A 17733-nucleotide genomic window follows, 5' to 3' on the forward strand; every position below is an offset into this window, starting at 1 on the left:
CGTTACTGGCGACACATTGTATTCGGTTTTTCGAATACAATCGGCTCGTTTACGTTACCGGCGGCACATTATATTCGGTTTTTCGCATACATTCGGCTCGTTTACGTTACTGGCGGCACATTGTATTCGGTTTTTCGCATACATTTGGCTCGTTAACGTTACTGGCGGCACATTGTATTCGATTTTTCTCATACATTTAGCTCGTTTACGTTACCGGAGGCACATTGTATTCGGTTTTTCGCATACAATCGGCTCGTTTACGTTACTGGCGGCACATTGTATTCGATTTTTCGCATACATTTAGCTCGTTTACGTTACTGGCTGCACATTGTATTCGGTTTTTCGCATACATTTGGCTCGTTAACGTTACTGGCGGCACATTGTATTCGGTTTTTCGCATACATTTGGCTCGTTAACGTTACTGGCTGCACATTGTATTCGGTTTTTCGCATACATTTGGCTCGTTAACGTTACTGGCTGCACATTGTATTCGGTTTTTCGCATACATTTGTCTGTAAGCTCGACTAAAACATGCATTTCGGAGGATAAGGTCCGCTCGGTCCGACCCAAAGACGTGTGTGTAATTGAAAACAGGGCTCCCCATGGCCACCCGTTGAATATAGGCCCCTCCCTTGAATTCGTTTCACATTTCTCCGCAGTCTCTTATAGTAAAATAGTTGTATTTCCTACACTTATAAGAAGTATTAGCATTTCCAATCGCCTTTAGTTGTATTTGATGCAATTAAAAATTCAATGTACTAGCTTTTCGGGGTTCCACCCAATATGTGATTTTAATTGTACAAAGTGCAGTTATTTGAAAAATGTTCCTGTCGCCCGAGCGGCATTTGGAGCCAGAGTGGCCTTGGGAGGCTGAGTGACCTTGTTGGCCCAAGCGACCTGGGGAGGCTGAGTGTTCTCTAATCTCAGCATTACAAAAAATCTCCCTGCATCCTCTGCAGGGAGATAGCATTAACGCAAAGTTTAGTTATTCTTCAGCCAAACTACATTATCTTCTTCCTGACCGTTTACCGGCCACCAATGGAAGCCATCCTGACCAAGCAATTGATCCGCTTCAACCGGACCCCAAGTGCCAGCAGGATAAGAAGATAGATCACTCGACTCTTCCTTCCAAGCCTTCGCAATACGATCCACGAACGACCAAGCTGACGATACCTCATCCCAACGAGTGAAATAAGTGGAATCTCCGCGTGCCGCATCATGAAGCAAGCGCTCGTAAGCTTCCGGAGAATTGATTCCAACCAAGCAGCTCTGACAGAAGTCCATAGCGAGCGGTTGAATTTCAGACTCGGAACCCGGCTTCTTGGCATTAATCTTTACATAAATGCCTTCCATAGGGTTCACACGGATAACAAGTAGGTTAGGCTCCAGCGTATGCTTTTGTCCCAAATAAACATTGGTTGGCATTCCCTTGAACTCAACTACCACTTCCGTTGTCTTCACCGGTAGACGTTTACCTGTACGAATATAGAAAGGAACTCCAGCCCAGCGGAAGTTATCTACAAACACACGGGCAGCAAAATACGTCTCAGTACTCGATTCAGGATCAACCTTATCCTCCTGACGATAAGCAGGAAGGGTCTTTCCATTGTGCAAGCCTTGAATATACTGTGCTCTCACGACATTCTCACGAACCTCGTCAGATGTACCATAAGGGCGAAGTGAACGAAGTACCTTCACCTTTTCGTCACGAATATCTTCTGCAAGCAGACGGCTTGGTGGTTCCATTGCGATCATAGTCAGCAGTTGCAATATATGATTCTGGCCCATATCCCGTAAGGCTCCAGCATGATCATAATAACCACCACGCTCTTCAACACCTACGGTTTCGCCAAGTGTAATTTGAATATTGGCAATATGCTTATTATTCCAAAGCGGTTCGAAAAAAGCATTGGCAAAACGAATGACTTCGATATTCTGAACCATTTCTTTACCCAGATAATGATCGATCCGGTAGATCTCCTCTTCCTTGAATACCTCACGGATCTGCTCGTTCAGCTGCTCAGCTGACTCCAGGTTATATCCAAAAGGCTTCTCGATGACGAGGCGATTCCATCCTGTGCTATCCAGCATGCCGCCAGCCTTAAGGTTGAACGAGACACTGCCGAACAATTCAGGCGCCAGAGCAAGATAGAACATCCGATTGCCCGGAATTCTGAACTTCTCTTCAAGAGCTTCTGTTTGAGCTCTTAATTCGCGGAAGCCATCAATATCGTTGATGTCCAGAGATTTGTATTCAAAATGCTGTACAAACTCGTTCCATTCGCTCTCTTCTCCCGCTTTATAACGGCAGAATTCAAGGATGGATTCCTTCACATCACTTCTAAATTCTTCCTGAGTACGCGGGCGCCGCGCCACGCCAATTACCGCAAAATCATGTGCCAGCTTACCTTCACGGTACAAGCTGTAAATCGCCGGGAAAAGCTTACGCCGGGCTAAATCTCCGGTTGCCCCAAAGATAAAAAAGACAGCACCGGGTGTGTGCAGTGCATCAAGGGTTTGATTTTCAGCCATGGCTCCTCATCTTTCTGTATGTAATATAGTTTATTGACATTCTCAGCGTCGAGAAAACGACGTTATGTCATTTTAGCATATTCCTAAAAAGGATGCTATCACATTCCTGACAAATACTCTCGGGATTTCGAAATTTTCAATTCATGTTTTCTTATTATTAACTACACTTCGCCTTATAAAACTTAAATCTGTATTGACGAATTGTTTTTCATTGTATCCATTTATTACAATTGAATTATTTTGTTTCTCATACTGTGCAGACGAACCATCTATACAAATTAATTACTTTCAATCAGGAATATTCTGCAAATCATCCGGGAACGTTAAAGGAAAAAAATTCGAAAGTCGAGCGCCCTTTAATGACTAACCAAACTCAAATCTCATTCACTACTGTAGATCAAAATGCCGATTACATCGAAGCAGCCTTATTCCATACAAATGATCTCAAAAAAAGAAGGATATCCTTTAACGGGACGGAAGGAATCCTCTTCTATCTGGAGTCCGCCGCAGACACGGAACTGGTTGAGCGGAATGTGATTGCTCCTTTTGGCCATAACCAAGACACCGATCTTTCCAAGCTATTTACATCACTCAGCTTCGGTATGGAAACAGAATTAAACAAAGGCATTCAGGGGCTTATTCACGGAGGCTGCCTCTATTTTTTAGAAGGAATGTCTGAATTTTATATCCTCTCCACCCCTGCCAAGCACGAACGAAGTATTAGCGAGCCTGAGAACGAAGCGGTTATTCGGGGTTCGCATAACGGTTTTATTGAAGATATGACGGTTAACTTATACCTGATTCGTAAACAAATCGCCACCCCAAACCTTACTGTTCGCTACACCACCCTTGGGAAAATCGCACCCAAAAAGGTAGCCTTAGTCTATATGGAGAACCTTGCCAATCCTGAATTGGTAAAAAAAGTAGACTCAAGAATAAAAAAAATTTCTCTTGATGCGGTTCTCTCCACTGGCTTTATACAGGAATTAACGGAGGACAATTCGTACTCTATATTTCCACAACATATCAATACAGAGCGTCCAGACCATACCTCCTTCTATTTACTGAAAGGATACGTTGCTATACTGCTGGATGGAGATCCCACTGCTCTGATTGTACCTGCCAGCTTCTTCTCCTTTTATCAGACACCAGATGACTATAGCAATCGTTGGGTGATTGCTTCCTTTGTCCGTTTTGTCCGTCTGATCGGCTTTGTAACAGCATTTCAACTGCCCGCGCTCTATATTGCTACCGTTTCTTTTCACTCCAGCGTCCTTCCCTTGCAATTGTTTTTTACGATTCAAGGTTCATTGACCCGGATCCCATTTCCTCCGTTGGTTGAAGCAATGCTGCTTGAACTCATATTCGAACTGCTGCGGGAGGCGGGGCTCCGTCTGCCCAGCCGTGTAGGTCAAACCATTGGGATTGTAGGCGGTTTGGTCATCGGGGATGCCATTGTTAAAGCTGGATTGGTCTCTTACACAATGATCATCGTTGTCGCGTTGACTGCCATATCATCCTTTCTCATCCCTTCCAACGAGATGAGCTCCGCGATCCGATTTATGCGGTTTCCACTTATGGTTGCAGCCTCTTTGTTCGGGTATATTGGGATATCATTTGGGTTGACGATCATTTTTGTACATTTGTGTAAGCTTGAATCTTTTGGAAAACCTTACCTTACACCGCTAAGCCCGATAAATATTCAAGGCTTGAAAGACACCTTCTTACGCCTTCCGATATGGACCATCCGCAAGAATGCAAGCAAATCAGGGGCTGAAGAATAATCATTTAATCTAAACTGACAGGAGTTATAACAATGACTCAAAAAGAAAAAATGATATCGAGGGGGCAGCTTTTCTGCTTTATTATTCAATCCCAAATCGGGGTTGGAATCCTGTCTCTTCCCTTCAAGCTTAGCGAAACTGCCAAGGGCGGCGGAGCGCTCTCTGTTTTGATTGCAGGCATTATTACCCAACTTGTCATCATTCTTCTATGGGTTCTGCTGAACAAGTTCCCCGGTCTTAACTTGTTTTCTATATGCTTACAGATCGGAGGCCCCATTATCGGTAGGATATTGATCATCGCTTACATCGGTTACTTTGTTCTGCTTGGCTCTAATGTTATGTTCAGTGCGGTAGAGGTGCTGCAGAGGTGGATGCTGCAAACTACACCAAGATGGGCTATATTAGCTCTTTTCTCGATCATGACTCTCTATTTGGCAAGGGAAAAGCTTACAGTATTGGCCAGATTCTTTACACTGGCAACAGTTCTCTTTGTCCCGCTTATCCTATTTGTCAGCTACGGTTTAACTCAAGCCCATCTGGAATTAATGCTCCCCCTTTTGGAGAACGGGTTCTGGAATATCATGAATGGAGTAAAGGATTCAGCTATATCTATGTATGGTTTCGAAATGATGCTGATCGTCTATCCGCTTTCCGAAGGTACAAATAATCAAAGATTAATGACCATTAGTTTAGCCAGTGGGTTCGTAACCCTGCTCTATGTCTTCGTAGTCTCTACCTGTCTGATGGTATTTAACTCCGAGCAAATCAAATTGATACCCGAACCCGTCATCTACTTAGTAAAATCTCTTAACTTTTATATCGTAGACCGTGCAGATATCTTATTTCTGCCGATTTGGGCCATCACGCTTGTTTGTTCTATCGTTAGCTACTGCTATGCAGCATCCATCGGACTCAGTGTATTATTTAAACGAAAAAACCATAAAAATTTTACTCCGTTTGTAAAAATCAGTACATTTATGATCGCACTTGCACCTGTAACTCCTGCTGGTTTTCATCTTTTTGATACAGCCGCTACCTATGCGTCCTATGTGTTTATTGCCGGATTATCGATGATGTTGCTGATGGTTTCCCTATTTATGAAGAGAAAAGCAGGTGGTCTTGCATGAAGTTTGACATGAAACTCAAGTCGAATGTACTTTTAATCACCCTTGTTTCCTTCTGTCTTACTGGATGTTGGGACCGGGAATATTTGAAAGACCTGCATCTGGCTTACTGTTCAGCAATTGATTATACAGAGAACGGAGAGATCAAAGAAACCATCGAATTAATCATTCCACCCGATGTTGAGCAGACAGCTACTAAGAGCGAAATCCATTCGAGCACAGGACCTACCGTACGGAATGCGAGCAATCAATTGCGAAATAGAGTTAGGGGAAACATAAGATTTATTAAATATGGCTTTGAGCTTATGGGAAAGACTATGGCTGAGCAAGGCCTGTACCCTATTCTGGATGTAAATTACAGGGATCCAAGCAATCCGACATCCAATGTTCGGCTAATTATTACGGAAGGAGAAGCTTCCCAAATTCTTGAACAAAAAATGGTTGGGGAATTAAAGATCGGTGAATTCCTTAAGCAAAAGATCGATAGTCTGGAAGAAATGAGTGTTTTTCCAAAAGAAACGGCAGATACCGTGTTCCGTTCCCTAAAGGATCCAGGGCATGACTTTGCCCTTCCATATATAGATAGAAATGAGGGCGAAATAATCGCGAAAGGGGTGGCTCTCTTTCATGACCAGAATTACAGCGGAATGTTGAACCCCGATCAGTCAATCATGATGGTCCTGCTGATGGGACAACAGGGGAAAAATGCCCGCTTCACTAAGAAACTTGATTTAGGACATTCCGATGATATTCGGAATTTCATTACTATTAATGTGGGTTCAAAAAAAATAAAGCGGAAATTCAAGGTATCCATTGCTGATGATGAAAGCATTGATGTGAATTTGGGCTTGGAGCTGAAAGCCGTCGTAGAAGAGTTTACAGATACACTCGACGAGAAAGAACTTAAAAAAGTCAGTCAAGAACTTTCGGAATTACTTACCAAGGAAGCCGAGACAGTTGTTAATGAAATCCAAAAGGCAAACTGTGATATCTTTGGTGTAGGAAGAAAACTTATTGCTTATCATCACAATGTCTGGAGCAATAAAAATTGGTCTGAGGATTACCGGAAAGTAAAATTCCATACCAAGGTTGATGTTAAAATTGTAAGTACGGGCATTCTACAATAGATCTTTGATTGGTCTTTTTTTCAATATTCTATTGTTATTAATGGAAATCCAATCGTAACGCGGTTGCTGCCCTCTTTTATATCCTGATGAATAGCTGTCTGTAGGACTATCTTGTGGCTTCCGCTCATTACGGAATGCAGCAATGCCGATGTACTATAAGAATGGCTGGCTGTTGTTTCGTCTTCGTAGCTTTCCTGTACTTTAAGCTCGGGCAGCTGTGCGTGCATATTCTGCTCCGTTAACAGTAGAGCCTTCTGAGGGCCCTCCTGCTCCTTCGCAGCACCTTGAAGTGAGGTGTTCCATTCCGCTGTGATGCCGATCTTCCGTAGTTTCGCGCCAGCTTCTTCTGCCTCGGCTTGCAGATCCGGAGCATTTAACAAATCAGGTGTCTCCAGGGTTACAATCACATAACTACGTCCGTTTCCAAGCTCACTCCAGAACATGGTGGTTTGAAAACCTGCTCTGTCGGCAGCTGAACGGTAAGTAAGATGTTCACCCCCGGCTTCCCGGCTTGTCTCTCCCAACCCAAGAACATCGGATAGGTTAGTTGCAGTGACACTAGCCTCTAGACCATCACCATCGTATTCTCCCTGCCATTTTAAAACTAAACGAAGAGGGGAGCCGGGTACTGTAACACTTTTACCAAGGGAAGTCAGGAGAGGGAGTGACTTTTTCAATTGCGCGATCTGGCTCTCTTTTTCACCTTCGCCCCGAAAACCTGCCAAAAGTATCGCAGTACAGCATAGAATCAATACCAGCAACGTTCCTCTAATGCCGCTTTTTCGGCCTGCACCGTGTCTTTTCCCTTTACTTTCTTCCAGATACCCCACAATCCAACACCCTCTCAATCATGTCTATTAATCTACTAAACAGGATGTCCGCTTTACAAGATTTTATACGGAGGCAAGTATTTTCATATACTTCTGCACACAAAAAAACCGGCCCTTCTTGCTCTGGCCAGTTCTTATACTCACATAAATTGTGATATCCAATTATTCAGCTAGTCCATTTTTATATGCATAAATTGCTGCTTGGGTCCGATCTTCCACACCCAGCTTCGCGAGAATATTCGTCACATGAAATTTCACAGTCTTGATCCCAATAATTAGTTGATCAGCGATATCCTGATTCGATTTACCTTGCGCCAGCAGACGTAATACTTCCATCTCGCGCTCCGTAAGCTCTTTATAAGCTGGGGATTCACCCTTTGCGTTGTTTCGAAAACGATTCATCATTTTAGAGGCGACCTGTGACTCGAGTACAGACTGCCCTCTTGCCGCAGCACGTATAGCATCCGCCACTTCACTAGCTCGTGAGGTCTTTAGTAGATAACTGAACGCACCCGCTTCAATCACCGGATACATTTTTTCATCATCCAGATAACTTGTCAACACGATGACTTTGATATCTGGATACTGCTTCATTAACTGTTTGGTCGTTTCAATTCCATCCATACCATCCATTACGAGATCCATCAGGACTACATCTGGATTATACTCTTGCGCTAAGCGGATACCTTCTTCTCCACTTCCTGCTTCCCCTACGACTTCAATTCCGTCTTCAGTCCCCAGAACAGCAGCTAGTCCGATCCGGACCATCTCATGATCATCTACAAGTAATACCTTAATGGCTTCCTCCATCTCCATGGTCACTCTTTCCTCCTATTATTCATTGACTAACGGAACGGTTATTTCAATCCGCATTCCTTTACCCGGAGCAGTAATAAACTGAATGGAGCCCCCGATTTCATTCATCCGCTCCTGCATGTTCGACAAACCGTAGGAAGTTTGCTTACTCTCATCCAATTCAAAACCGATCCCATCATCACGGAGCGTCAAACGAACCGTATCTCCTCGCCGATGCAGCCTGATTTCCATCTTTTCTGCTTTTGCATGACGAAGTGTATTGGAGATTGCCTCCTGCACAATACGGAATAAGTGATTCTCTACCCCTTTTAGCAATTGTACATCAGGGTCCATCTCGAACACGATTTCAATCGGAACCTTAACCTTAAGTTCCTTGATCAACTCCTGCAGCCCCTGCGCTAAACCCTTACCTTCCAAATAAACAGGTCTCAAATGTAGCAATAGTGCTCTCATCTCTGATTGAGCTACAGCAGACATTTCTTCAATAAGTGCAATTTGCCGTTGCGCCTTGTCAAAATCCTTCTCCAGCGTCCGGCCTACAGCCGTAGCAGTCATAGAAATCGCGAACAACTGCTGTGAGACAGCATCATGCAATTCACGTGCAAGCCGCTGACGCTCTTCCATAATAGCAGATACTCGTGCTTGCTCCGCGAGCTTCGCGTTATTTGTAGACAATCGCTGCAGCGTTGTCACTTGGTTCTCCCATTTTCCGCTGATTCGGCCCAATTGTTCTCCGAGCCTTCCCAGCTCATCGTCACCCAAGTCAGGCATAGATAGCGTTAAGTTTCCCTTCTCCCACAATACGAGAGTTTCTCTCAGGCGTTCCAACTTTCGCTTTACTCGAAAACTCTGATAGAAACCAAAGCCAACCCCGAACCCCATCGGCAGCAGAATTAGAGTAAATGCCGTGCGTAATCCAATCATCCAGCTTTCAAAAGGCTTTAAATAGCCATATGTATACATGGTGTACAATATCACAAGCAGCATGACAAAAGAGAACAGAGCCCCCTCACCCATACTGCGTGACATCATATTTTTGTTCTTTTTATCCATACGGGGACCCTCCCTTCTGTATCAAACTAATCAGGATAATCGCACATCCAAATCTCCCATCAAATAAGAGACACTAAATTTCACCTTATATTCACTGCTATCATAGTTAGGGGACTTCCAATTCAGACGGTTTAGCATACCTGTATCGCGCCCATTACCGAATTCAATCGATCCAAAAAGCACAAAGGCTTCGATTTCTATACCATAATCATCTGACAATTGAATGTCCATATCACCAAAGATCCCTTGAAACAGCATAACTGTTTCCTTTTGCTCCGCCATAGCCAGTGAAAGATCAAGATCGGCCTCCCCAAGGATATGCCATGAGCTAAGGCTGTGCATCACCCAGGGTGAACGATCCCAGTCAAATCTAGACGAAAAGTTCTGCTTCTGCATAAACCCTTCCTTGCGCTGAACTCTTTTGGATTTAGTAAAAAACATTCCCAGTGAGATCAAGCAAATCCCCAGCACGAGCACCAAATGATCCAGCAAAAGCAATATAGCTCCAATCCCGAGCAGCTTATAACCCTGCTTCACTTTGCCTGACGTCGTACGGTAGACCCCTAGGAACAGGAATAGAAGCGCGACAATGGAGAAAAAGCCGAGCCATCTACCAAAAATCATCATGCAGCCAACACCGATCAGTCCGATGGCAATCAAACGGTTTCGTTTATCCATTTCGCACCTCCTACAAGTTTTACGTAGCAAAACTAACTTCGTAAGCAAAACTATACTCTTCAATATATTATCGCCAGCCGCTATAAAAGCCATATCGGTATGGAGATCCATACCGTATGGCTTCTTCTTGTCCAGCATATCATATCTACTTAAGTTTTAGGAACAGGATTTATTCTTCTTTTTTGTTTAAAGAAGGAGCAGCTGGTGTATCATTCAGCTTGCTTCTTAGTGCAGCCAGTTGCTCATCCACCTTCAGTTGTTTCTCAACATCGACTGGTTTAGTGTAAGCAGCGGATGGGCTGTAAGGTGCACGCATTACATCTGCTTCTGCTTCAAGCTGCATAATCTTCTCTTCCATCCGGTGGAATCCGAGTGAAGCACTGCCACTTTCGATGGAATGTACGCTGCTGATTTGTGTCATTTGTTTCTTCGCTTTAGCCATTTGAGCACGGGATACGAGCTCGTTACGCTTGTTGCGCAGCTTGTAGAATTCATCCTTCATATCGTGCAGCTGACCAACCAATTCCTTCGCTTGCACTTCAGCTTGAGCATGAAGATCACTGTATTCCGCTTGTTTTTGGTCGAAATAGATTTTTTCTTCCAACAGCTTGCGAGTCACTTCTTCTTGACCGTTTTTCAGTGCCAATTCAGCTTGTGCTCCACGTTGTGCGGACATTTTTGCTGCTTCTTCCACGCGTTGTTTCATGCGGCGTTCGTTCGCCATTTGCTTGGCAACTGTAACTTCTGCTTCGTGGATTTCAGCCTCCATATCGCGCAGATATTGGTTAAGCATTACGATTGGGTCCTCTACCTTATCCAACAAGTCATTTACCGACGCCTTAGTCATATCTTTAATTCTTTGAAATACTCCCATGATTTACAATTCCCCTTTCTCATATTTAGACAGTTTTTGTTTGAGTTCTTCTACTTCTTTTTGCAGAGCCTTCTTCTCGATATCCTTCATCATCGCATCCAAACCGGAATCTGGAGCTGAATATGCGTTGTTCTTCTCAAAATTAGGATTGTAGTTAGGTTGGCGTCCATAAGGTCCATATCCGCCAGTAGCATGCGGTCCGTGTCCATGTTCTGGTCTACCTGAGTAAGGACCATCGAATGGGCCACCCGGTGCACCAGGGCCTGGTCCGAAAGGATTATAATGCGTAGGCTCCTTCGGAATGACCAGCGCTGCAATGAAGTACACTGGAATCACGGCACCTCCTGTAAACGGAATGCTTACCAGTAACAGAATCCGGAATAGCGTGGAATCAATACCGAGTGTCTCAGATAATCCACCAGCAAGACCCGTCATCACTTTATCTCTTGTTGAACGATACAATCGACTCATAGCGCTACTCCTTTCCACCATTGTTCAGTTTCTCCTTTAAGCGAGCCATTTCTCTTTCGAGTACGGTTGCTACAGTCTCACCTGCTTGCACCGCATATTCCTGTCCCATGCGCCGTACATCGCGCAGGCTCTTCGCTTCTAATTCCCAATCTGACATCCGATCTTCCAGACGTCCGAACATTTTGGGAACATCACCGCCGTTACCATAAGCACTTGCTCTTTGGTTCATACGTTGCTGTAGTCTCAGCGACTCCATCCGTGCTGCATAATACTGACGTTTGCTGTACACCGTCTGATACTCTATTTTCAGCTCATTCAGCTGTCCTTCAAGTTCAAACAAGGATTGCTTACTTTGTTCAAGTAGCCCGCTGTACTGCTCCAACTTTTCCTCATGAATGATCTTTTCTTGCAAAGCCAGCTTTGCCAGATGATCTTCGCCCGCTTTTAGTGCGAGTAGCGCCTGTTCCTCACGTTTATTTCTCATGGCAGTCGCTTGGTTCACTTGCTGCTGCAATTGCTTCGTATGGGAAGCGTATTGCTGATACAGCCTTTCAGCTTCACTGATTTCCTCGCGAGTTGAATGCAGAAATTGATCAATTAGCTTCACAGGATCTTGGCTTTGCTCTAGACGTTCATTTAGATTAGCTACTGTAATATCCCTCATGCGACGAAAAACACTCATAATCTCTTGCTCCCTCCCTGCTTCTTGTTTAAGTACAATCCTTCTTAATAAGTACCATTTCTTCTACCCTTTAAAGCTGACACTCCCCATACGATCAACGCTACACCCAGAAGGGGTCCGATGATCCAGGAAAGCTTCGCGATCAAGGTCATGACACCAATGAACATTAGTACCCAACCAATAATCTTGCGTCCACTCTTAATCCCATAGTACCCGAGAACAACCAGCAATACTGGAAACAATAGTCTGAAAATACCGTGAATCAGAGGAAGCGCTAAACCGAGCAGCATTACCGCACCAATCACAATCAGCACAACCGCCAAACCGTTTCCTTGTCTTCTTTGCATTATTTTCTCACCGCCTTTCGTTGTCCTTAACCTTATAGCCTTATTCTAGAGCAATTCGCAGACTTTCAAAACAGACCAACGACGGTTTTTGTTACTGGACCTTAGTCGAGGTAGCTGTGCGACTGCAGACCACTATAGTGCTAGATGCAGGAGTTAACTAACCTATCCACATATAAATTGGGTACGAACGACTACATTTAATATACAATAAAACATTTTTAATGATTATAAGGTAAATCTCTACTTTTAAGTGCCTACTAAATTAATTCTCGCTTTCGAATAAATCCCAAAAATGTATAATGATCAAATAAGAAACAAAGGAGAATTACTATGAACATACTGATCGTTGAGGATGACCGTAGTTTAAACAAAGGAATCGCTCTCACTCTTTCTCAAAACGATGTGGTGATTCACCAAGCCTACGATCTTGCCGCGGCTGAGCATATTGTCACCACTCACCCTATCGATCTCATCATTCTGGACATCAATCTGCCAGACGGCAGTGGGCTGGATTATTGTGAACAACTACGTAAGACCTCACGGGTACCCATAATATTCCTCACCGCTAACGATATGGAATCCGACATTATCACCGGCTTTGGACTGGGAGGCGATGATTATATCACCAAACCGTTCAGTCTGATGGTTCTTCGCGCTAGAGTAATGGCGGTGCTTAGAAGAACGGATTCGCAATCCACTGGCAAAATAACATTAGGCCCGTTAGAACTCAATTTTGAGAACCTGGAGTACAGCAAATACAAACAACCACTCCAGTTGAGTAAAACCGAACAAAAACTGCTGCGGCTGCTGGTGACGAATATGGGCAACATTATGACCAGAGAACAACTAATAGACAAGATCTGGAGTACGGATGCCGAATTCGTAGATGAAAATGCATTGACAGTTGCCATTAAACGGCTGCGGGCTAAAATTGAGGACGACCCGGCAGCACCCAAATATATCAAGACCATCTACGGACTGGGGTACATGTGGGCTGAAGGGCAAAAGTCATGAATACAAACGGAACCCCTCCCCATTTCAAGCAAATACATAGACCCTTTTTGTTGATCATTATTATTCTCGTGGCATGTTTTATCGGAAGAATTATGTTTTGGTACGGGTTCGACCCGAATCTACTCCAGCTCGCTATTCTGTTCATCATCTGCCTGTTAGCAACAGGAGCCACATGGGTATGGTTATGGAACCGCAGGACCGCGAATTATATGCAGACCTTGGATGCAGCGATTGAGCGGGCTATGCATGATCAGCCGCCACTCACTAACTATGAAGAAACAGCACTGTCTTCGATGGAACATAAACTGAAGCGATATATAGGGATTGCTAAGACGAATGAGCGAATTATTCAAACCGAGAAAAACAAAATAAAAGAGCTAATCTCGGATATCTCCCATCAGACTAAGACTCCCCTCTCTAATATTATGGTATTCAGTCAGTTGCTGGAGGAGATACCCGGACTAGATGAGAATGTCCGGTACTACGTCCAGCATATTCAAGCGCAGTCAGATAAATTGGATTGGCTAATCCAGTCTCTAATCAAATTATCACGGCTGGAAACAGGAATGATCTCCCTGCAGCAGATGGAAGCTAAACCGCTCATTCAGACTTTGACCAAGGCGTTATCCCAAGTGTATGCGCAAGCAGAAAACAAACAAATTACCATCAATATTGACTGCGGGACACATATCTTAGCCTGCCACGATGTCAAATGGACAAGTGAAGCTATATTCAACCTGTTGGAGAATGCTGTGAAATATACTCCGCATAGTGGACAAATTTCCATCCTAGCTGAAACCAATGAGATGTTTACCTGTATTCAGCTTACCGATACTGGTCTTGGAATCCCCAGTGAAGAAATTCCCCACATCTTTAAGCGGTTCTACCGAGGGAAGCAGGCGCGTGAATTTGAGGGGGTCGGCATTGGATTGTTTTTATCCAGAGAGATTATCACGGCGCAAGGCGGTCATATCAAAGTCAGTTCTGAAGCCGGGAAAGGTACAACTTTCTCCGTTTTCCTACCCAAGAGATGAAATAGAATGTGTCATTATGGTCAGAATTCAGACACTCTCCTGTCAGATTGATTTGCTACTCTTGGAACATAGTAAAAAAGATTTCGTAGGAGGGAAAGAGTTATGCCTATTTTACAGACAGAAAGTTTAAAAAAACACTATGGAAAGATCGGCTCTAGCGTTAAGGCTCTGGACGGCGTATCGCTGACGGTGGAAAAAGGAGAGTTTGTCGCCATCGTCGGTACCAGCGGCAGCGGTAAAAGTACCCTTCTTCATATGCTTGGCGGACTGGACCGAGCAACAGAGGGCAAGGTTTACGTGGACGGGAACGATATTTTTGCGATGAGTGATGAGAAGCTGACCATTTTTCGCCGCAGATCGGTGGGGTTTGTATTTCAGAACTATAATTTGGTACCCATACTAAATGTGCGGGAGAATATTGTGCTGCCCATTGAACTGGACGGTGGCAAAATTGACGAAGCTTATCTTGATCTGATCATCCGCACTTTAGGCTTGCAGGAGAAGATAAATACTCTACCTTCTAATCTGTCTGGTGGGCAGCAGCAACGGGTGGCAATAGCCAGAGCATTGGCGACCAAACCTTCAATCATCTTAGCAGATGAACCTACAGGTAATCTGGACAGCAAGACAAGTCAGGAAGTGCTGATTCTGCTGAAGCAGATGAGCGAGAAATTCAATCAGACCATCGTGATGATCACACACAATGAACAGATTGCCCAAACGGCTGACCGGATAATCCGTATTGAAGATGGTATTATTTTCACTGGTCAATCCCGTAGCTCTGGAGTGAGTCAGCCATGATCAGCACAAATAACCGGAAGACCATTACTGCTTTAGCTAAAAAAAGCCTCAAAGCCAACCGGGCTCGCAATTTCACTATCATCTGTGCCATCGTACTGACTACGCTTTTGATCACAGCTGTATTTACATTGGCACTCAGTATTAACCAATCGATGCAACGCGCACAAATGCAGACTACCGGCAGTGATTATCATGGAAGCTTCAAATATCTGAATCCTGCTGAGTTGGAGAAGCTGAAGAATCACCCATCCATCAAATCGTATGGTGTCTTCCTTAAGGTTGGCGATATAAGCACCAGTCTGTTCAAGAATAACCGGGTAGAGGTCCTTCGAATTGACGAGAATTTTGCCAAACACGGATTTATCAACTTTATAGCTGGCGGACTGCCCTCCCAAGAGAATGAAATCGTCCTAAATACTTGGGTGCTTGACTTGCTTGGAGCAAAATATGAGTTAGGTCAGACTGTGAAGCTGGATATAGACACGGGTGAAAAAGTCATAAGTCAAGACTTTAAGCTCTCCGGATATTACGAAGCCGATCAAAATTTGGCGATGTCAGGATTGGCTTTTGTATCAGAAGCATTTACACAGAAGAACATTTCCCATACTGACCCGGACATCTCTGAAGCAACGGGTTCTTATGTGAACACCGCAGGTCTGGGGGTGATGTTTAACAATTCTTATAATATTGAAAAGAAGGTACAAAAGATTTTGACGGACACTGACCTAGATGTGCCCTATGGTGTAAATCCGGCTTATACAAGTGTCTCTCTCTCCGAGAATCTAATGAATATCGTTCCTTATGGAATTGTCATTCTTATCACAATGCTGAGCGGCTATTTGCTGATCTACAATATCTTTTTTATTTCCGTCGTTCGGGATGTGAAATTTTATGGGCTGCTAAAGACCATCGGTACCACACCCCGACAACTGAAAAAGATCATCTCGATTCAGGCCCGCTCACTTTATCTCTTCGCGCTCCCCTTTGGATTAGGGTTGGGATATTTGCTCGGTCTACTGCTTCTCCCCATGGCGACCTCAATTTCAAGCATTTCTACCGATAATGTCTATTCTGTTAGCCCGTGGATATTTATTGGTGCAGCAGCATTCTCGTATATAACAGTTTGGATTGCCGCAAGCAAGCCAGGCCGGATGGCCTCGCGAACCTCGCCGGTAGAGGCTGTAAAATTTGCAGGAGTCAGCAACGGTGGAAAACGGAAAGCCAAAAAAACAAAACATGGCGCAAAACTTCACAACATGGCGTTCTCCAACCTGTTCAGAAGCAAAAAGAAGCTGATCTTGATGCTCTCTTCACTCTCCTTGAGTATCATCTTGTTCAGTACCATTTTCACAGTAATTTCATCACTGGATGTGAATAAATATCTGGGTGCCTTTATCTCCGGTGATTTTGTGGTTCAGAATGAAGTGCTAGTCAGTATTACAGGGCCTCGAGACGGTGATCCATATAAGCTTTCAGAGGAATTCGCCAACAATCTAAGTAAAATTGACGGTGTAGAAAGTGTTGATAAGGTTTACCACAGATATGTTCCATATCCTGTCGATGATGCTATCCGGGCTATTTTAGAGCCGTTGGCCGCTGCCGTTGACCCACATCCTTATCTTCTCTCCACTTTAGATAAGGGGGGTATGATCTACATTCATTTATATGGATTAGATCCAGGCTGGTATGATCTTGTGGACAAGGATATTATTGAAGGGGAGTTTAACAGGCAGAAGTTTGCTTCAGGAAAATATGCGGTCATAGCTGAGGCCATGTTTATAGAAGAAGATAGCTACCGCACCTATTATCATCCTGGAGATACAATCACTTTCGGGAAGTCGGGGAAGTCTTATGAAGTGATGGCGGTATTAAAATATGATGCGGTATATGCTGCAACTACTAAATCATTCTCCATGTTAGGCTATAATGCTTTCCTCCCTGCTTTAGAACTACAGAAGGAATTGCCGAAGGGTACAGATCCAGCCAATATCGTTTCAGCCACACTACATGTCGATCCAGATAAAATGGATTTAATAGAACAAGCAGCCAAGGCTCTAACAGATTCGACAAATGAATTATCCTTGAAATCCAGGGAGGATTACAAGGAGGAGCTCGGTGGATTCATTCGCATTTTTCAAACCGTTGGGTACGGACTTAGCCTGGTCATTGCTCTAATCGGGGTGTTGAATTATATCAACACTGTACTCACCGGGGTAGTCTCACGCCGCAATGAATTTGCCATGCTGGAGAGTATTGGCATGACCAAAAAGCAGCTAAAACGTATGCTGATCCTTGAAGGACTCTACACCGTGCTGCTAACCGTCCTTATAACCTCAACATTAGGTGTATTCCTGACCTATAACCTTTCCAAAAGCATCACGGAAAATATGGCCTTTATGGTATTTCAGATGAGTTGGTTGCCTTTTATCCTCACTGTTCCTGTTTTATTAACCATCGCTTACTCAGTAACACTAAAAGCTTATAAGACCTTATGCCAAGCATCGATTGTGGAACGGCTGAGAGAAACCGAGTAACAGGGAGCACATCATTCCTTATATAAAAAAGG

General features: G+C 44.0%; 16 protein-coding genes. 7 read left to right on the forward strand and 9 right to left on the reverse strand.

The annotated features are described in order from the left end of the window. Positions 1–981 precede the first annotated feature (981 nt). The gene (gene zwf / locus UQ64_RS22335) at positions 982–2532 is read right to left on the reverse strand and encodes a glucose-6-phosphate dehydrogenase (protein ID WP_060625637.1); all 1551 of its coding nucleotides are present in this window, start codon (positions 2530–2532) and stop codon (positions 982–984) included. Positions 2533–2891: 359 nt separating this feature from the next. Here zwf and UQ64_RS22340 point away from each other — a divergent pair, with 359 nt between their 5' ends. The 3 genes from UQ64_RS22340 to UQ64_RS22350 are packed head-to-tail and all read left to right on the forward strand — an operon-like array spanning position 2892 to position 6567. After that, entirely contained in the window at positions 2892–4316 is a 1425-nt protein-coding gene (locus tag UQ64_RS22340; protein ID WP_060625638.1) for a spore germination protein, read from the forward strand. Between the two features lie 32 nt (positions 4317–4348). Next, positions 4349–5443 carry a GerAB/ArcD/ProY family transporter gene (locus UQ64_RS22345; RefSeq protein ID WP_060625639.1) on the forward strand — a complete coding sequence of 365 codons (1095 nt, stop codon included), beginning with the start codon at positions 4349–4351 and terminating at the stop codon, positions 5441–5443. After that, the gene (locus UQ64_RS22350; RefSeq protein WP_060625640.1) at positions 5440–6567 is read left to right on the forward strand and encodes a Ger(x)C family spore germination protein; all 1128 of its coding nucleotides are present in this window, start codon (positions 5440–5442) and stop codon (positions 6565–6567) included. Before UQ64_RS22345 ends, UQ64_RS22350 begins: the two co-directional genes overlap by 4 nt. Before the next feature lie 20 nt (positions 6568–6587). On the opposite strand, the gene UQ64_RS22355 is transcribed toward UQ64_RS22350, so the two are convergent. The 8 genes from UQ64_RS22355 to UQ64_RS22390 all read right to left on the reverse strand — a co-directional run bounded on the left by UQ64_RS22355 (position 6588) and on the right by UQ64_RS22390 (position 12318). Further along, a complete protein-coding gene (locus UQ64_RS22355) occupies positions 6588–7397 on the reverse strand; it encodes a YwmB family TATA-box binding protein (RefSeq protein ID WP_060625641.1) in 810 nt (269 codons plus the stop codon). Between the two features lie 162 nt (positions 7398–7559). Next, positions 7560–8213, reverse strand: coding sequence for a response regulator (locus tag UQ64_RS22360; protein WP_209445865.1), 654 nt, complete (start codon positions 8211–8213; stop codon positions 7560–7562). Between the two features lie 18 nt (positions 8214–8231). Beyond that, a complete protein-coding gene (locus tag UQ64_RS22365; RefSeq protein WP_060625642.1) occupies positions 8232–9266 on the reverse strand; it encodes a sensor histidine kinase in 1035 nt (344 codons plus the stop codon). A 30-nt stretch (positions 9267–9296) separates the two neighbouring features. After that, the gene (liaF, locus tag UQ64_RS22370; RefSeq protein ID WP_060625643.1) at positions 9297–9944 is read right to left on the reverse strand and encodes a cell wall-active antibiotics response protein LiaF; all 648 of its coding nucleotides are present in this window, start codon (positions 9942–9944) and stop codon (positions 9297–9299) included. 169 nt (positions 9945–10113) lie between these two features. Continuing rightward, positions 10114–10818 (reverse strand): PspA/IM30 family protein, encoded by a 705-nt coding sequence (locus UQ64_RS22375; protein WP_042191765.1) that lies wholly within the window; start codon positions 10816–10818, stop codon positions 10114–10116. A 3-nt stretch (positions 10819–10821) separates the two neighbouring features. Then, positions 10822–11289 carry a PspC domain-containing protein gene (locus UQ64_RS22380; RefSeq protein WP_060625691.1) on the reverse strand — a complete coding sequence of 156 codons (468 nt, stop codon included), beginning with the start codon at positions 11287–11289 and terminating at the stop codon, positions 10822–10824. A gap of 4 nt (positions 11290–11293) precedes the next feature. After that, the gene (locus UQ64_RS22385) at positions 11294–11971 is read right to left on the reverse strand and encodes a PspA/IM30 family protein (protein ID WP_042130994.1); all 678 of its coding nucleotides are present in this window, start codon (positions 11969–11971) and stop codon (positions 11294–11296) included. A gap of 44 nt (positions 11972–12015) precedes the next feature. Beyond that, a complete protein-coding gene (locus UQ64_RS22390) occupies positions 12016–12318 on the reverse strand; it encodes a LiaF transmembrane domain-containing protein (protein ID WP_060625644.1) in 303 nt (100 codons plus the stop codon). A 330-nt stretch (positions 12319–12648) separates the two neighbouring features. On the opposite strand from UQ64_RS22390, the gene UQ64_RS22395 reads away from it, so the two are divergent. From UQ64_RS22395 to UQ64_RS22410, 4 genes are all read left to right on the forward strand, one after another. Then, positions 12649–13332 carry a response regulator transcription factor gene (locus UQ64_RS22395; RefSeq protein WP_060625645.1) on the forward strand — a complete coding sequence of 228 codons (684 nt, stop codon included), beginning with the start codon at positions 12649–12651 and terminating at the stop codon, positions 13330–13332. After that, positions 13329–14366 (forward strand): sensor histidine kinase, encoded by a 1038-nt coding sequence (locus UQ64_RS22400; protein WP_060625646.1) that lies wholly within the window; start codon positions 13329–13331, stop codon positions 14364–14366. The genes UQ64_RS22395 and UQ64_RS22400 overlap by 4 nt, the downstream gene beginning before the upstream one ends. A gap of 102 nt (positions 14367–14468) precedes the next feature. Further along, positions 14469–15167 carry an ABC transporter ATP-binding protein gene (locus UQ64_RS22405; RefSeq protein WP_060625647.1) on the forward strand — a complete coding sequence of 233 codons (699 nt, stop codon included), beginning with the start codon at positions 14469–14471 and terminating at the stop codon, positions 15165–15167. Beyond that, positions 15164–17701: an ABC transporter permease gene (locus tag UQ64_RS22410; protein ID WP_060625648.1), complete on the forward strand. Its 2538-nt coding sequence runs from the start codon at positions 15164–15166 to the stop codon at positions 17699–17701. Before UQ64_RS22405 ends, UQ64_RS22410 begins: the two co-directional genes overlap by 4 nt. Positions 17702–17733: the final 32 nt, after the last annotated feature.

The organism is Paenibacillus etheri, from assembly GCF_001012825.1.
Lineage (GTDB): Bacteria > Bacillota > Bacilli > Paenibacillales > Paenibacillaceae > Paenibacillus_AQ > Paenibacillus_AQ etheri.